The sequence below is a fragment of the Aeromonas sp. HMWF016 genome (assembly GCF_963878195.1).
GTDB classification, from domain to species: Bacteria; Pseudomonadota; Gammaproteobacteria; order Enterobacterales; family Aeromonadaceae; genus Aeromonas; species Aeromonas lacus.
Map to the genome: position 1 here is coordinate 814 of NZ_CAWNWX010000051.1, position 16774 is coordinate 17587.

At 57.7% G+C, this 16774-nt stretch carries 14 protein-coding genes; 5 read left to right on the forward strand and 9 right to left on the reverse strand.

What is annotated here, in order from left to right; genetic code table 11:
* Both AACS24_RS07420 and pepT read right to left on the reverse strand, forming a co-directional pair.
* The coding region (locus tag AACS24_RS07420) for a GNAT family N-acetyltransferase (RefSeq protein ID WP_375124670.1) at window positions 1–515 on the reverse strand (515 nt) is incomplete at its 3' end.
* Window positions 516–671: 156 nt separating this feature from the next.
* Window positions 672–1895 carry a peptidase T gene (gene pepT / locus AACS24_RS07425; protein WP_108572980.1) on the reverse strand — a complete coding sequence of 408 codons (1224 nt, stop codon included), beginning with the start codon at window positions 1893–1895 and terminating at the stop codon, window positions 672–674.
* A 966-nt stretch (window positions 1896–2861) separates the two neighbouring features.
* Here pepT and speA point away from each other — a divergent pair.
* The gene (gene speA / locus AACS24_RS07430) at window positions 2862–4763 is read left to right on the forward strand and encodes a biosynthetic arginine decarboxylase (RefSeq protein WP_108572981.1); all 1902 of its coding nucleotides are present in this window, start codon (window positions 2862–2864) and stop codon (window positions 4761–4763) included.
* A gap of 85 nt (window positions 4764–4848) precedes the next feature.
* On the opposite strand, the gene AACS24_RS07435 is transcribed toward speA, so the two are convergent.
* From AACS24_RS07435 to AACS24_RS07450, 4 genes are all read right to left on the reverse strand, one after another.
* Window positions 4849–5373 (reverse strand): hypothetical protein, encoded by a 525-nt coding sequence (locus AACS24_RS07435; protein WP_108572983.1) that lies wholly within the window; start codon window positions 5371–5373, stop codon window positions 4849–4851.
* Window positions 5370–7352, reverse strand: a complete 1983-nt coding sequence (locus AACS24_RS07440) for an alkyl/aryl-sulfatase (RefSeq protein WP_108572985.1) — start codon at window positions 7350–7352, stop codon at window positions 5370–5372. The genes AACS24_RS07435 and AACS24_RS07440 overlap by 4 nt, the downstream gene beginning before the upstream one ends.
* 104 nt (window positions 7353–7456) lie before the next feature.
* Window positions 7457–8218, reverse strand: coding sequence for a hypothetical protein (locus AACS24_RS07445; RefSeq protein WP_219927759.1), 762 nt, complete (start codon window positions 8216–8218; stop codon window positions 7457–7459).
* 242 nt (window positions 8219–8460) lie between these two features.
* Window positions 8461–9399 carry a LysR substrate-binding domain-containing protein gene (locus AACS24_RS07450; protein ID WP_050513465.1) on the reverse strand — a complete coding sequence of 313 codons (939 nt, stop codon included), beginning with the start codon at window positions 9397–9399 and terminating at the stop codon, window positions 8461–8463.
* A 260-nt stretch (window positions 9400–9659) separates the two neighbouring features.
* On the opposite strand from AACS24_RS07450, the gene AACS24_RS07455 reads away from it, so the two are divergent.
* Window positions 9660–9848, forward strand: coding sequence for a hypothetical protein (locus tag AACS24_RS07455; RefSeq protein ID WP_033115019.1), 189 nt, complete (start codon window positions 9660–9662; stop codon window positions 9846–9848).
* 49 nt (window positions 9849–9897) lie between these two features.
* On the opposite strand, the gene AACS24_RS07460 is transcribed toward AACS24_RS07455, so the two are convergent.
* The 3 genes from AACS24_RS07460 to AACS24_RS07470 all read right to left on the reverse strand — a co-directional run bounded on the left by AACS24_RS07460 (window position 9898) and on the right by AACS24_RS07470 (window position 13956).
* Window positions 9898–10188, reverse strand: a complete 291-nt coding sequence (locus tag AACS24_RS07460; protein WP_108572989.1) for a hypothetical protein — start codon at window positions 10186–10188, stop codon at window positions 9898–9900.
* A 273-nt stretch (window positions 10189–10461) separates the two neighbouring features.
* A complete protein-coding gene (locus AACS24_RS07465; RefSeq protein WP_108572991.1) occupies window positions 10462–12468 on the reverse strand; it encodes a methyl-accepting chemotaxis protein in 2007 nt (668 codons plus the stop codon).
* 192 nt (window positions 12469–12660) lie between these two features.
* Complete coding sequence (locus AACS24_RS07470) at window positions 12661–13956, reverse strand: amino acid permease (protein ID WP_219927760.1); 1296 nt, start codon at window positions 13954–13956, stop codon at window positions 12661–12663.
* A gap of 249 nt (window positions 13957–14205) precedes the next feature.
* On the opposite strand from AACS24_RS07470, the gene AACS24_RS07475 reads away from it, so the two are divergent.
* The 3 genes from AACS24_RS07475 (at window position 14206) to AACS24_RS07485 (ending at window position 16620) form a co-directional block, all read left to right on the forward strand.
* On the forward strand, window positions 14206–14589 hold the full coding sequence (locus AACS24_RS07475; RefSeq protein ID WP_033115021.1) for a Rid family detoxifying hydrolase: 384 nt from the start codon (window positions 14206–14208) through the stop codon (window positions 14587–14589).
* Window positions 14590–14611: 22 nt separating this feature from the next.
* Window positions 14612–15901 carry an L-cysteine desulfidase family protein gene (locus AACS24_RS07480; RefSeq protein WP_033115022.1) on the forward strand — a complete coding sequence of 430 codons (1290 nt, stop codon included), beginning with the start codon at window positions 14612–14614 and terminating at the stop codon, window positions 15899–15901.
* A gap of 65 nt (window positions 15902–15966) precedes the next feature.
* Window positions 15967–16620, forward strand: a complete 654-nt coding sequence (locus AACS24_RS07485) for a helix-turn-helix transcriptional regulator (protein WP_033115023.1) — start codon at window positions 15967–15969, stop codon at window positions 16618–16620.
* Window positions 16621–16774: the final 154 nt, after the last annotated feature.

The following is a 16774-nucleotide window of genomic DNA, read 5'->3' on the forward strand; positions in this document are numbered from 1 at the left end:
TCCTTTATTCCACTGGGGCCGAGGCGCGACACTTCGCCGGCGGGGAAGATCACCAGCGCTCCCTCTCTGGCAAGATGCTCCCCCATGGCCAGAATGGCCTGTCGGTCGGTCTTGCCCGCCATGTTGTCTACCGGCAGCAGCAGGGGACGCAGCGGCGCGAGCTGGGCCAGCAAGCGGTTGGCAACGACTTTCACATCGGGGCGGATACGGCCGAGCAGGCGCAGCAATGCCAGCCCGTCGATGGAGCCGATGGGGTGGTTGGCAACGATAATGACCCGGCCGCTGGCGGGAATGTGCTCAAGCTGCGCCTCGTTCACCCGGCAATCTACCGCCAGCTCTGCCAGCACCTGTTCGACAAAGTCGAGGCCGCGTAAATGGGGATGGCGCTTGGCAAAGTCGTTAAAGGCGGGTTCGTTGAGCAGCCAGCCAAGGGCTAGTTTGCCGAGGCTGGCAAGTCGGGGATGGCCATTGAGGCGCGGGAAGTGCTGGGCAAGCAGGGTATCGATAGTGAACATCTGGGGGCTCCGGCGATCCTTTGCCCCCAGCATGGCGGGTTACTGTTCCCGGTAGATGTCGATGGGATGACAGTTTGATGGCAAAGAGGGGGAGCCGGTTAACCGACTCCCCCTCTTGTCGTCATCTTTTGTGGTGTGGTGGCAACGATGGCCGATTTAGCCGCGCCAGGCCGAGGTGAGACGCACCAGCTCGACCAGGGTGGCGACTGCTTTTTCCATGGATTGCAGCGGGATGAACTCGTGCTTGCCGTGGAAGTTGTGACCACCGGTAAAGATGTTGGGGCAGGGCAGACCCATAAAGGAGAGGCGGGCGCCATCGGTACCACCGCGAATGGGCTTGATTTTGGGCACCACGTCGGCGGCCTCCATGGCGGCGCGGGCCAGCTCGACGATATGCATGTGCGGCTCGATCTGGCTGCGCATGTTGCGATAGCTGTCGGTCAGGGTCAGCTCGATGCGCGCCTTGGGATGCCCGGCCTGCATGGCGGCCACCCGGCTCTCCATCAATGCCTTGCGCTCGGCGAAACGCTGGTCGTCAAAGTCGCGGATGATGTAGTGCAGACTGCTTTCCTCCACGGTGCCGCTCATCTGGGCCAGATGGAAGAAGCCCTCATACCCCTCGGTGCACTCCGGGGTCTCGTCGGCCGGCATGGCAGCGTGGAAGCGGGCGGCCAGGGTCTGGCTGTTAATCATGCTCCCCTTGGCGGTGCCGGGGTGGACGTTGTTGCCGACGAAGCGGATGTTGGCGCTGGCGGCGTTGAAGTTCTCGAACTCCAGCTCGCCCAGCTCGCCACCATCCACGGTGTAGGCCCACTTGGCCGGGAATCGGTCCAGCGGGAACAGGTTGGCGCCACGGCCAATCTCTTCGTCCGGGGTAAAGCCGACCCAGACATCGCCGCGCGGGAGCTCGGGGTGTGCCTGCAGATGGTCGATGGCGGAGAGGATCTCGGCGATACCCGCCTTGTCGTCGGCGCCAAGCAGGGTAGTACCGTTGGTGGTGATGAGGTCCTGCCCCAGATAGTTTTTCAGGAAGCGGTAGTCACGGATGGCGAGCACCTCGTCACCCTTGCCAAGACAGATATCGCCGCCCTGATAGTTCTCGATGATCTGCGGCACTACGTGCTCCGCTTCGTAATCGGCGGTGTCCATGTGGGCGATAAGGCCGATGGCGGGAGCATCCTGCTGGTTGCCCGGCAGGCAGCCGGTGAGGTAGCCGTGCTCATCCAGGGTGACTTGGGTCAGCCCCAGCGCTTCCATCTCTTCTTGCAAGGCGCGGGCGAAGATCAGTTGTCCCTCGCTGCTCGGGCAGGCGGGATTGGTCTCGTCAGAGCGGGTATGAAAAGTCACGTAACGCAAAAAACGCTCAAGCAGGGTATCCATTAATCAGCCTCCGGTTGTGAACGCTCATTTTGCGCCATTCCGGCCCCACCACTCATTGCGTCAGCGCAGGTTTTTCCCATTTTTTGTCTTGGTCCTACCAGCGGGCACAAGCACAGCCGCTGCCGGTTTATTGCGCATAAAAGTCGTCACTTCGGGGATTTTTAATCATGGCCTGCAACGGGGTGTTTGGCCTGCAAGTCCCGCATCACAAGGGCTGCCTCTTTTGAGGGGGAAAAGCGACTCTTTTCATCGCGCATAACAGGGTCAGCCGATCATGCGCTATCCCAGCCCCCGCCTGCCCGCCAGCAAGATTTGAGTGGCTTATTAAAAGAGGATTTTGAGCACTATTTTTTATTGTCACCGCCCGCGGTAAGTGTGTACACTCCGCGCCGATCCGAAGGTAACCCTGAAGCAGGCTGAGCCGCCAGAAACCGGAAGGATCATACGCCTATAGGGCGAGGCACGCAGAAACGACAGACACTGCTGGGGAATGGTTTCTTTAATACCGGTTAGGCTCCGGTATCAGGGAGAACAACAGACACTCATCTTTCTTTTGACCGAGTGGGCCAACGGCTCATCATCTTCCCTTGTCATGGGCGGTCACTGGATATGAGCTGGGCTGTGGTTGTTGTCGTCTATCAACACGCATGCGTGCTGGCGCCTTCGCTTCTCTTCCTTGGAACCCTCTCCTGCTGTCGTGATGGCTGCCGAATGATGAACGGACGACGTGGCTGATGTTGTTTGTCATCAAAGTACCGCGGCGCAACGTAAAGTAGCACCGCATACCGTTGAGCTTGATGTAAAGCCACCAGCCCCACATCAAGACTCGTTACTTCCCAAGATCCACCAGGCAGCCTCTGGCTTGCCGCGATGTGCAAAGCACAACACCGCTTTGCACCAGATGGTCTGGATGTGATTGAGGGTAACGAAGGCGACTTCCCGTCGCTCATTTGCGAGGCATAGCCCATGACTAACTGGTCCAGCAAGGACTCCTTGAAGGTCTACAACGTTCCCTACTGGGGTGCGGGTTTTTTCAATATCAATGACGCCGGTCATGTGACCGTTGCTCCCGACAAGTCACGCCCTGACGCACAGATCGTGCTTTCTGACGCTATCGAACAGTTGCGTCAATCCGGGCTGACTACCCCCGTGCTGCTGCGCTTCCCCGACATCCTCAAGAGCCGGGTCGATGCGCTGTTCAATGCCTTCGGTCAGGCCATCGAAAAGTCAGGCTATGAAGGGGACTACCTCTGCGTTTACCCGATCAAGGTAAACCAGCAGCGTCGTGTCATCGAGACCATCAGCCAGTCCTACAGCGACAAGCCCCGGCTTGGCCTGGAAGCTGGTTCCAAACCGGAACTGCTGGCCGTGCTTTCCCATCACCATGAGCAAGGCTCGGTGATCGTCTGCAACGGTTACAAAGACCGCGAATATATCCGCCACGCTCTGCTCGGCAACCTGATGGGCCACAAGGTCTACATCGTGGTAGAGAAGCCCTCCGAGCTGGAGATGGTGCTGGACGAGTCAGCTCGTCTCAACATCAAGCCCAATATCGGCGTGCGCGCCAAGCTCGCTTCCACCGGCTCCGGCATGTGGGAATCGAGCGGCGGCTCCATGTCCAAATTTGGTCTCTCCGCCTCCCAGATCCTGGCGCTGATCGAGCGTCTGCGCGGGCTGGGCAAGCTGGATTGCCTGCAGCTGCTGCACTTCCATCTGGGCTCCCAGATCGCCAACATCCGCGACATTCAGGGCGGTATCCGCGAGTGCGGCCGTTTCTACGCTGAACTGCGTCGCCTCGGTGCCAACATCGAAGTCGTTGACGTCGGTGGCGGTTTGGGCGTGGACTACGAGGGAACCCGTTCCCAGAGCCACTGCTCTGCCAACTACAGCCTCTCCGAGTACGCCAACAACGTGGTATGGGGTATCGGCGATGTCTGCCGCGAGTTCGACCTGCCGCACCCGACCATCATCAGCGAGTCCGGCCGTGCCCTGACCGCTCACCACGCCGTACTGGTCACCAACATCATTGGTGCCGAAGGGGTGGAGATGAACGACATCAGCGCACCGGGCGAAGATGCGCCGACCATTCTGCAGAACATGTGGAAAGGGTGGCAGGATCTGAGCGGTGAAGATCCCTCCCTGCTGGAGATCTTCCACGACTCGGTAGCCGACCTTGGGGATGTGAATACCCAGTACACCATGGGTCTGCTGAACTTGGAGCAACGTGCATGGGCCGAGATGCTGCACCAGAACACCTGTCTGGCGCTGAAAGAGCTGCTCAATCCGGTCAACCGTAACCACCGTGCGCTGGCTGACGAGCTCTCCGAGAAGCTGGCCGACAAGTGTTTTGCCAACTTCTCCCTGTTCCAGTCCCTGCCGGATGCCTGGGGTATCGGTCAGGTATTCCCGGTGATGCCGCTCTCCGGCCTCGAGCGTCCGCTCAGCCGTCGCGGCATCCTGATGGACATCACCTGTGACTCCGACGGTCAGGTCGAGCACTATGTCGACGGTTTGGGGGTCGAGAGCACCCTGCCGATGCCGGTTTACGGCGAAAACGAAGAGTGCCACGTCGGCTTCTTCCTGGTCGGTGCCTATCAGGAGATCTTGGGCGACCTGCACAACCTGTTCGGTGACACCCACTGCGCGGAAGTGTGGCTGGACGAAGAGGGCAAGATGGACATTCGCAACGTGGTGCGCGGCGACACCGTCGACCAGCTGCTGCGTTACGTCAACATCGACCCGTCCGTCATCCGCGAGAACTACCAGCGGATCGCCTCCCACCCGGCGCTGGACGACGCAACCCGCAAAGCCCTGCTCGACGAGCTGGAGCTGGGTCTGCAAGGCTACGCCTATCTGGAAGACGAATAATCACAGCTCAGAGTTGCGCTGTGATGGTTTGAAAGAAAAGGGAGGCAAATGCCTCCCTTTGTTCTATCTGTTCCTCCTGTAGCGGTCAGGTCTGCGAGCTCAGCGCCTTGTGCAGATCCCGCTGCAACTGCTGGTTGTCGTCTCTTTGCAGCTCCACAACACCCAATTGCAGTCCCTGCTCGATGGTGAGCGACCCATTCAGCATGGCGTTGATGGCGGCTTCACTCAGCAGCATCACCCGGTCTTTGGGGTTTGGGCCGCTGGTGTGCAACTGGAGCAGTAGAGACTCCTTGCCTCGTACTCTTGACCAGAGTCCTGAGTCGATAAGCAGGATGGAGATCCCGCCGCCTACCCCTGCCTGCTGGAGTCGACTTTTGAGGGTTTGGAGCAATGCCTGGCTACGGGAGAAGCCGGCTTCGCCTGTCAGGGCTGTCAAGGGGGGCAGCTGCTCACGGCTCACCGCAGTCGCCGTCGCCATGGCAATATTGACCGTGCCAGGCCAGCTCTGTTCGAAGGGATTGGGATAAAGGGCATCATAACCACAGCTCTGCCCCATCCCGGGGATGAGGCAGAGCAGGACCATGCATGCGCGCAAGGTGCGTTGCATCATGGCGTCACTATGTTGAACCAGAAGTTGAACTTGTCGAGCAGCGTGACGAAGTCACTGAACTTCTGCTGATCACCCTCGATCTTGATCTCGCCGCTGGCGATCTTCTGCTCCATGGTGCCCTGACCGAGCTGAATGTCATCCAGCGTCTTCTTGCTCAGGGTAATGGTGACATCAGGCTTGGCGGCATAGCGGGTGGTGTGGTTGAGCACCGAGTTCTCCAGACTCAGGGTATGTTTCTCCCCGATATCGGTGAATGCCATGTTGATGACCATCTTCTTGCTCGCCGCTTTCTCGGGGTTAATGCGCACCGACAGATAGTCAAACAGCATGCTGGGTGTCATGGCCCGGATGGTATCCGGCGATGCCGTGACGGTGCCACCAGCAGTAGGCACGCCATTGCGCAGCTCATAAGCCCCTTGCAGATAGACAGAGCGCCACGGGCCGGATTCAGCCTGATAGCCCAGCTGCTCCAGTGCATCTGCCAGCAGCAGCTTGCCCTCTGTGTTGTTCGGGTTGGCAAACACCAGATGCTTGAGCACTTCCGCGACCCAACGATATTCCCCCTTGTCGAATGAGGCCTTGGCCTTTTTCAGTACCTCCTGCTCGCCCCCCATGAACTCGATATATTTGGGGCCGACCATTTCTGGGGGCAGGTTGTCGAGATCGGAGGGGTTGCCGGAGTACCAGCCCATATAGCGCTGATAGACGGCGCGGCTGTTGTGGCGCAGGGTGCCGTAGTAACCGCGGTTAGGCCAGAAGTTGTTAAGCTCGGGCGGCAGGGTGATCTGCTCGGAGATCTCCTCACCGGTGTAGCCCATGTTCATCAGGCGTACCGACTGGTCATGGATGTATTTGTAGAGGTCACGCTGCTTTTTGAAGTAGTCGACTATGTTGGCATTGCCCCAGCGTGGCCAGTGGTGACTCTGGAATTTGACATTGGCCTGTGCCCCCCAGGTTTCGATGGTTTCATTGAGAAAGCTCGACCATTTCAGCGCATCGCGCACCTGAGCACCACGCAGGGTAAGAATATTGTGCATGGTATTGGTGGTATTTTCTGCCATCCAGAGAGCCTTGCTATCCGGGAACCAAGTATTCATCTCGGCGGGAGCCTCGGTGCCTGGGGTCATCTGGAAGACCATCCTGACGCCATCGACCGTCAGCGCTTCACCGGTTTTGGTGATAAAGCGGGTTGGCAACAGCAGTGAGGGGACACCAGTGGAAGTGGTTTGTCCCAGACCGCCATTGACGCCGCCCTGCGGGTTGCGCGGCAGCAGGGCGCCATACATGTAGACGGCGCGGCGAGCCATGGCGTTGCCGGCAATGACGTTTTCCGATACCGCATGTTCGGTAAATCCTTCAGGGGCGATGATTTCGACGCCATTCTTCTTCGCCTCATCAGGTGACTTGAACAGGCCCGCGGCACCACCGTAGTGATCTACGTGAGAGTGGCTATAGACTACGGCGGTGACAGGACGCTCGCCCAGCGTCTTGTTGATAAATGCCAGTGCCGCTTTGGCCGTTTGCGGCGAGATCAGCGGGTCGAAGACGATCCACCCCTTGTCACCCTCGATAAAGGTGATGTTGGATAGGTCAAAGCCGCGAATTTGGTAAATCTTGTCGGTGACCTTGAACAAGCCGTACTGCATGTTGAGCTGGGCGTTGCGCCACAGGCTGGGGTTGACGGTGTCAGGGGATGCCTTGTCGAGCCCGATGTAGGTCTTGTACTGCTCCAGATCCCACACCACGTTGCCCTTGTCATCCTTGATGGTCAGGGTATCGGGTTTGGCAATGAATCCGCGTTGGGCATCCTCGAAATCCTGCTTGTCATTGAACGGCAGGGTATGCAGCACACCTTGGTTCGCCTTGATGGTAAATTCGCTAGCTGGTTTGGGATTGATGACTGCCCAGGCGGGCTGCAGAAGCAGGGCGCCGGACAGCAATAGAGTGACGACCGTGGGTGCTGAAAACCTTGGTTTCATCAGAATTACTCCAGAGGTAGTGGTGTTGGGCGGCAGCGCTAAGTGTAGTCAGGAGATTGCAGCCTGCCGTATTTGAAATTGCCGGGCATAATTGGCAAGGTGTGTCAGAACTGGTAATTGAACTCCAGTCGATAGGCTGCCTCCTCAATTCCGGCAATATTGTTCCAGTTGATGAAAGTTCTGAAGTTAAGTCGACCTGAATATTGATAGGAGAGTGCTATTTCGTGATACAGCGCGGCGCTTTCGCCATCACCAAAGGCGTTCTCTTTATAAAATTCGGAGCCTGAAAGGGTATTGGCAAACATAGGGTTGTAATTTAACCACCACTTTTCATTAAGAGTCAGTTTGCTATACATGCCGACGAGATAAAAAGTGCCAGGAATGGTATAACCGGCATCGATCTGTTTACGATTACTATCAATATATTGATTCATTGATATATTGGCACCAATTCCAGCCAGAGGATATAGCTGAAGCGGACCCCAGGACGGCAGTGCTTTAATCAGGCTATAGGAGACAGAGGCGTTCTGTTCGGCCAGATAACTTTCATCAAAGTTGTAGATAATATCCAGCTGGGTGCCTAGGCCACTCTCGGTATTGATGGTGAAATTGCGTAGCCGCAGGCTGTCGAGGGAGTTGTCACGATTTTGATGATCAGACCAGCCCAAGCCTTCGCCCATGACCCCTTTTGCCTCGATGATATTCATAGCCCGTTTGTTTTGGCTACCGCTGTCATATTGGTTGCCGAATTTCAGATTGAGACCATCGTCGCTAATGCCGCTTCCCCATTGGCTATATACCGCAAGTGGGTCAGACATATCCTGTAATGGTGCGGAATTGTCTGATGATTTGGCGATGGCAGGCATAGCCACACCTATGTATAGGGGCAGGAGTATTTTTTTAATCATGTTATGGTGTTTTTATTTTGGTTGGTGAATGAGTGTCATCAGAAATGTGATTAATCGATGACGTTGATACGACATCAATTAATAAATGTTGCATCTGACAATCATCTTTATATAAGAAAGAGAGGATGCATCACTTTTTACACGCAGTTAGCGTAACTTGTTCAGCATCCCCGATCATTGCAGTTCGCAATAATCAATCGTTAAGCAGGCGTTAAACCATTGCGATTGGGTTCAGCTGTGGTGAGAAGTTGTAACTGTTGAATAAGCCAGCTGAGTGCGGGGTCTCGTTTTGCACTCTGATGCCAGTTGATGTAGACGGGGCAGGGGGTTGAGTCCCAGGGGAGAGGAAAGTCCTTGAGGGCAAGTGGCTGGCGCATCATGGCCAGATGCCATTGGCTGGTGACACAGAGCCAGTCAGTCTGACTGACCAGAGAGAGTGCTGTCAGCAGAGCGTTGCTTTCATAGGCGATTTTGCGTGGTGGCAAGTTCTTGCTGGTCAGGCTGCGGATCACCCAGTCATCTTTGCGTCTCACGTCCCACACCACGTGTTCTTCGGCAAAGAAGGTCTCGAAGTCGAGCTGATGTTCAATGCGGGGATGTGCAGCACGGCACACCACTCTGAGTTCCAGATTCAGCAGTGGCTGGCTCAAAAAGCCGCTCTCTTCCAATGCAGTGCTGGCCAGTATCAGGTCGATATTGTGCTGGCGAAGGGCTTGCTGGCGAAGATGCTCCTCATAGAGCCTAGGGACTGATTCGACGTGGCAGTGAGGTGCTGTTGCGGCGAGATGGGCAAGGAGTCTGGGTAGCAGGAGCAGATCCAGGTCCGGATGGCTGGCGATGCGAAAGACGCGCTGACTGGTGCCGGGATCAAACTCCTGATTGAGTTGCAGGGAGCGCTCCATGGTATTGAGGGCTGTGCGGATCTCCCTGTGCAGGGCGAGGGCCCGGCTGGTTGGTGTTATCCCGCGTCCTTCCCGTAGAAATAGTGGCTCGCCAATCTGGTCGCTAAGGCGGCGAATGGCCTGGCTTATCGCCGCAGGAGTCATATCCAGGCTGCTGGCTGCTGTTGATACCCCTTTTTCGGTCATGACGCGATCGAAGATCCGAAAAAGGTTGAGGTCTATATGTGGACTCGCCATCAAGTCATCCTGTTTTTATCCCGTTTACCCAGTATGTCGGTTAAACAGCCGATATATTCCATTGTTGCTGTCATGACTGACGGGAAGCTTAACAGCTCTAAAACAGAGTCATTACTTATCATGATTCAAGCTGTTGCCTGCATCCTTTCGGTTTCTTGACTGGCAGTCGCTACACATCTTGATCTGTATCAAGATGCCCGGTCGTCGGTTGTCTTACGGTCAGAAGTGATGTTGTGGAGATGTAACAAAAGGATGTGAATATGGAACTGGAAAGGGATCCGAGGTGCTATACCGACGTCTGCATCAATGGTAAGTGGTATCACTACGACCACTGCAGCACCAATGTCTACATGCTGATGGGAGGCGCGGCCCCGTGTCTGCAGCTTGCTTACGAGCCGAGCAGCGAAGAGGAGCTTATCGAGATGCTCCGCCAGCTGGCCTGTTGCTAAACCAGTGGCCATCGCATCTGTGGTCGCGATGGCCAGCCCTTTTTAACAATTAATGGCCTGTGTTGCGGCCAAACACTCTCTTGCCCATCTCCATCAGTGCAACGGCAAAGGCGTAGCTGCTGTCTGATTTGCCTATTTCATCGGCCACGTAGAGGAAGTTGGAGCGATACTTCTCCACCGCCTCTTGCGGACTCCTAGCATCGATAAAATCCTCCTCGACTTCGAATCCCTGCGCCAGCAGCGCCTCTTTTTCGGGCAGAAAGGTGGGGGAGGCCATGTCGATAAAGGTGTAGTGCTGCCGGTTGGAGTCCGGCATGGTGAAAAACTGGTACTTCGCCATCTGCGATACCTCGCCTGAACGGGTTTGTCGTGATGTGACCTTCCGCGGGTCGAACTGCTTTTCCACTTTCTGGCCGGCATCTTGTACTTGTGCAGGAAAGAGGTAGCGTTCGACTCTTTTTATTGCGTCCGAGCTTACTCTGGCTGCACTCTTGCACGCAACAGAATGACGGTTTTTTCGTCACCCTGTTGGGGGGGGCAGGGCAGAATCTGAACATAAAAAACCAGCCCGACGAGGCTGGTTTTAACTGATGGCTGACCCGATCAGGCTGGTTTAGAGGATGAAGCTCTGCACCATGCTGCGCAGCTGCTCGGTAAGCTGGTGGATCTGGCGAGCGGCATCGCGCGCGTCGTTCGCTACCTGCAGCGCCTCGTCACTGCCATCGGAGATGCGCACCACATTGCGCTCGATCTCGTTGACCACAGCGCCCTGCTGTTCGATGGCGCTGGCGATGATGGCATTGGTATCGACCATCCGATCCACCTTCTCGGTGATGGCGCCGAAAGCGTGCTGGGCTTCCTGGGCGAGACCGACTCCTTCCTGCGCCTCGTGACTGGCGGCAGACATGGCATTGACCGAGGCGCGGGCGCCGGATTGCAGCTGTTCAATCATCTGCTGGATCTCGACGGTGGCCCCCTGGGTGCGGCTGGCCAGCGAGCGCACTTCATCGGCTACCACGGCGAAGCCGCGTCCCTGTTCACCCGCCCGGGCGGCCTCAATGGCGGCGTTGAGTGCCAGCAGGTTGGTCTGCTCGGCGATACCTCGGATCACGCTAATGACGCCGCCAATCTGACTGCACTGCTGCTCCAGCTGACCAATGCTCTCGGCGGTGCGTAGCACCTCGCGGTTGATATGGTCGATCGCCTTGATAGTGCGATCGACCACTGCCTCGCCCTGACCCACCACCTGCTGGGCTTCCTGAGTCATGCGGGCAGCCTGCAGGGCGTTGCCCGCCATGTCTTGTGAAGTAGCGGCCAGCTCCTTGATGGCGGTGGCCACCTGATGGGTCTCCCCTTGCTGGGCGGCGATCACCTCCTGGGAGCGGCAGGTGCGATCCTCGATCTCGGTGGCGCTCTCCACCACGGTGACGCCGTTTTCCCGTACCCGCCGCATCAGGGTACGCAGGGTCTCCAGCGTGACGTTGTAATCCCGGCTGATGGCGGCCAGCTCATCCTGACCGACGATCTCGATGTGCTGGCTGAGATCCTGGGCGTTGACCCGGGCGGCGATCTCCCGTACCCGGCCAACGGTGTCGCGCAGGGAGAGATAGGCGCCGATCATCAGGTAGATATAGAGCAGCAGGATGGCGGTCAGTGGCGCCGTGACCCACCAGAAATGGCGCTGGTTGGCTGCCATGCGCTGATGCAGGTCGGCTTCCAGCCGCTGGCGCACCTGGCCTGCCAGTTTGGTGATGGTGTTATCGAGCCCATCTCCCAGCGCCAGCACCTCCTTGGTTGAGAGCTGCACCAGCTGATCCTTCATCATCTTGTTTTCCATGGTATCGACCCCCTGACGTACCTGTTGCAGCAGGGCATCGGTCTGCTGGCCCAGCTCGGCCCGATAGGCGGGTTCAATCTGGTAGAGCAGGGTCAGATCGGCTTCCAGCTCCTGCAGGGTGGCGTTGATGAGGTCGAGGCGAAAACGCAGGCCGCTGTACCCTTCCGCCTGAAACAGGCCGAAGTCGGCGATGGTGGCGGCGCGATCCCGCACCTGAGCCAGCAGGTCGCGCAGTTGCGGCAGCCGTTCGCTGGTGAGGATCACCATGTAATAGGTGCCGAGCGCCGGATCCTGTATCAGGCTGCTGGCGGCGGTGATGTTCTTGTAGAGGTGGCGCACTTCGGTCAGCAGCTTGTCGTGGCGCAGATTGCTTTGATCAACTTCCAGCTTGCTCCCTTCGCTCTGCAGGGCTGCCCACCCCTGTTTGAGGGCGTCGAAAGCGGGATTCTCCTGACGGGTATCGGCGAAGGCGCGCAGACTATCCTCCACCGCTTGAGCGGCGGCTTTGACCTTATCCTCTCCCACCGGGTTCTGTTCGTAGGCGTGCTGGGTGACGAGATTGCGGTGGGTCAGCAGCGCCTGTTCGATGGCGGGCACGGTGGCCAGATTGATGACACCGGCCAGCTCCTTGCGGGCCTGTTCGTTGTCATCCTGCAGCCGTCCCAGCAGGTTGGCCATGCTGTAGGCAAGCGGCAGCAGCATCAGACAGGACCAGAGCAGAAATTTGTATTTGAAGGAGAGCTGGTTCCCCAGCCTGATAGCCGGGTTGAAAATCCATTTCATATGAGGCCTCGATACCCGAAAAGACGGGTGCATGCGGTTATGTCTGAATATTACTCCTCGCCGCTGTACTTCGGTCAGGGAGAGGGGGAAGTTGTGATCCCCTTGGCTTTTTGTTCTGTTACCAGCGCAATAGCAATGAAAACGGGCCACCCGAAGGTGGCCCGTCTGTTGGCAATTTGGCTTTCAGGCCAATCAGTTGAACGCCAGGAAGGGCGAGACGCAGAGCAGCAGGCCGGTGACGATGATGATGTAGAGGGAAGTGCCCTTGTACTTGTGCAGCGCCGGTACCTGATAGACCAGATAGGCAGGGATGAGGCAACCCACCATACCGAAGATGGGGCTGCAGATGGAGGTGAAGCTCAGTACCGGGGCGTTGAGCACGATGGCCCCCCAGGAGAGCATGACGGTAAACACCATGATCCCTTTGCCCACCAGATCCCGGTTGATGCGGTTGTCCGGCAGCACCCGGCGCAGCAGGTTCATCGCCAGCCCCTGACAGGCTTCACGGAAACCGAGGTAGACACCGAAGTAAGCAGTCATTACGGCGAAGATGTTGAGGGTGAGGCTGAGCAGCTTGAGGGTCTGGCCCGGCATCCCCTGGGCGACCATGGCGAGCGCGGAGATGTTCTCTTCAGAGGCTTTGACCGCCTGCTCGTGACCCATGGCCAGGGTGAAGGAGACTGCGTAGAAGAACACCACCACAAACAGGATGCCGAAGGCGATGTTCATGGCGCGCATCGCCTTGAAGCGGGCCACTTCCAGCGATTTCTCCCGCGAACGGTAAGAGATCACCATGGGGCTCAGGCTCTGGATAAAGAGGATGGAGGTGAGGGTGAAGGGGAGCATGATGATGGCATCCTTCACCCAGTCACCGGCAGCGGGCATGGCGGTGATGTTGGCCGCATCCCACTTGTCCACCATCATCAGGCCGAGCACGGCCACCACGCTGATCTTGGTCAGTACCATAAAGGTGGAGATCTTGAACAGCAGGTTTTCGCCGCGCGAGGCCAGCGCCACCAGACCACAAATAAGCAGCAGGCCGTAGAGGGGATTTTCCGAGAGCAGGCCGTCGGTGACGCCAAAGCTCTGCAGGAAGGAGGCGCTGTCGTTGGTGATGGCGGTGGAGTAGACGAAGACCCAGATCACCAGCATCACAAAATAGAGGGCGCCGAGTAGCACACCCCAGTTCTTGCCAAGGTAGCCGGTGATGACGCTGGGGTAATCCTTGCACTCCGGCGAGGTGGCCAGGGTGTTGATAAAGAGGTGCTGGAACATATACATGGCCGGATAGCCTATTACCGCCGAGAGCAGAAAGACCCACAAGCCCATCAGCCCCACCTGCACCGGCAGGAAGACGATCCCCGCGCCGATGGCCATGCCGATGCTCATGATGATCCAGCCCCAGTCGGTGCTGTCGAAGCGAACCGCCTCTTTCCATTCCAGAGTGCCCATCATGGGGCCGTTGAGTGTGGTGCTATGCGCGTCCATTAGAACCTTCTTGTCGTTATAAGGGTGAGAGCGGGCGCAAATATAGTTGAATGAATGCGTTGCAAACAATGCGTCCGCGCTCTCTTTTATTCAAATCAGGAGGGTGATCACGGTTTACTATGAGACCTAAAGATGCCTTTCTACGCCATTTTCTATCTTTTTGTTGAATGGATAAAATAAAAAGCAAATAATGTTGAGCGAAAGCAGAGCTGCAAATGCAAAAATAATTGCAATTACGGAGTGGGTAACATGAAAAAAATCATCACTGCGGCCTCGGCTCCCGACGCCATCGGACCTTACAGCCATGGCACTGCCTATGGCGACCTCATCTTTACCTCCGGCCAGCTGCCGGTATGCAAACAGCAGGGCGGCGTGGTTGCCGGCGGCATTGAGGCACAGAGTCGTCAGGCACTCGAAAACCTGAAAGCGGTGCTGGAGGCGGGCGGCGGCTCGCTGGAGACAGTCCTCAAGACTACCTGCTATCTCGCCGAGATCAGCGATTTTGCCGCGTTTAACGAGGTTTACAAAGCCTATTTCCAGAAAGATTGTCCGGCGCGCAGCTGCTTCGCGGTGAAGGATCTGCCGATGGGCGTCAAGGTTGAAGTGGAAGCGATCGCCCATATCGCTCGTTAAGGGATAGAGAAAGGTTCAATCAATGAAACAAGCGTGGCAGCAGTATCTGCAGATTATTCAACAGGTTGTCAAACCGGCGCTGGGCTGTACCGAGCCTATCGCCGCCGCTTATGCCGCCGCAGTCGCCGCCCGGCAACTGGGCTGCGCACCGCGTCGTATCGAGGTGGCGGTGTCGGATAATCTCTACAAGAACTCGATGGGTGTCTATGTGCCGGGTACTGGCAAGATTGGTCTGGCTATCGCCGCCGCAGCCGGCGCCCTTGGTGGCAATGCCGATGGCGGGCTGGAGGTGCTGGCCGCCATCACCGCAGATCAGGTGGCCCGTGCCCAAGCCCTGATCGATGCCGGTGGCGTGCTGGTTAGCCGCACCGCCGCCCCCGAGTTTATCTTCTGCCGCGTGACAGTTTATGGCTCTGATGAAAACGGTGAAGAGCACAGCGCCGAAGTGACCCTGTGCGGTGGTCATACCCGCATCGTCGAGCAGCGTCGCGATGGCGAAGTGACCTTCACCGCCGATCAGAGCCAGAGCGGCGCCACCGGTGCCATCTGCGATGGCGTGGATATCAGCATCGCCGCCATCTATGAATTCGCCACCCAGGTGGAGTTCGAGCAGATCAGGTTCATCCTCAAGGCCTCCGAGCTCAACGGCAAGCTCTCTGCCGAGGGGATGAACAACCCCTATGGTCTCGAGATCGGTCGTACCATGCAGCAGAACATCGATGCCGGTCTTATCGGCGAGGATGTGATGAACCGCATCGTGATGATGACGGCGGCCGCCTCCGATGCCCGCATGGGAGGGGCGACCCTGCCGGCGATGAGCAACTTTGGCAGCGGCAACCAGGGCATTGCCGCCACCATCCCGGTGATGGTGATTGCCGAGCGCTATGGTGCCAGTGAAGAGCAGCTGGCTCGCGCCCTCATCATGAGCCATCTGGGCGCCATCTATATCAAGTCCCACTATCCGCCGCTGTCGGCCTTCTGCGGTAATACCGTGACCAGCGCAGCAGCCGCCATGGCCATGGTCTATCTGGCGGGCGGCAGCTTCGAGCAATCCTGCTATGCCATCCAGAACGTGCTGAGCGACAGTGCCGGCATGGTGTGTGACGGAGCCAAAGCCTCCTGCGCCATGAAGGTGAGTACCTCCTCCGGCGCGGCGGTACGTGGCTTCCTGATGGCGCTCAACAGCCACTCGGTGTCGGGGCAGGGGATTGTTTCCGACAACGTGGATCAGACCATTCGCAACGTGGGTCAGATGGTGAAGGATGGCATGTCTGCCACAGACAGCACCATTATTGATATCATGTCCGCCTGAGTGTCCCTGTCGGCTGCTGCCCTGCGTTCATCGCCCGGCAGCAGCCCTTGCAAGAAGGTCCGAATGTGAAGCTGCAAGAGTTGAGTCAGAACGATTTCCAGATCCTCAAATCGATGGAGATCATCGTGGATGGCATCGCCGCCATGTATGGTCAGCACACCGAGGTGCTGCTCCACAGTCTGGATGTGCGCAACCCCTCGATCATCAAGATTGCCAACGGTCATATCACCGGCCGCAGCGTCGGCGCCCCCATTACCAACCTCGCGATGATCAAGCTCAAGAGCGGGCAGGATATCTCCAACCCCTACATGACCAAGTGTGCGACCGGCAAGACCCTGCGTTCGCTCACCACTGTCATCCGCAACGGGGAGCACAAGGCGATCGGACTGCTCTGCATCAACACCGACATGGATGCCCCGCTGCAATCCGTGCTGCGCGCCATGATGCCCGAGTGCATGCATGCCAGCGAGAACCACGCTACCCCCGAGGTGTTTGCCCGTAACATCGACGAAGCGCTCAACAGCACCATAGATACTGTCAGTGCCGAGGTGCGTGGCAATGAGGCCGTGCCGCCCTCCCAGAAGACCCGGGTTATCGTCAATCAGCTGCACGACATGGGGATCTTCGAGCTTAAAGACAGTGCCCAGATCGCCGCGCGTCAGCTCGGCATCTCGGTTCACTCCATCTACCGCTACCTGCGGGAGATCAAGAAGGGGTAGGTGCATGACACCTGCCTCCCCATACTCTGCACAAGCGACAACAGCCAGAGTCACAGGCCGTAACGCTGGCTGTGCGTTCCCCTGCATGGGCAATGAAAGCCGTTACCGCACCACTCGGGTTGTCGCTTTGTTCCCATCTCGTTGAATCAGCAGG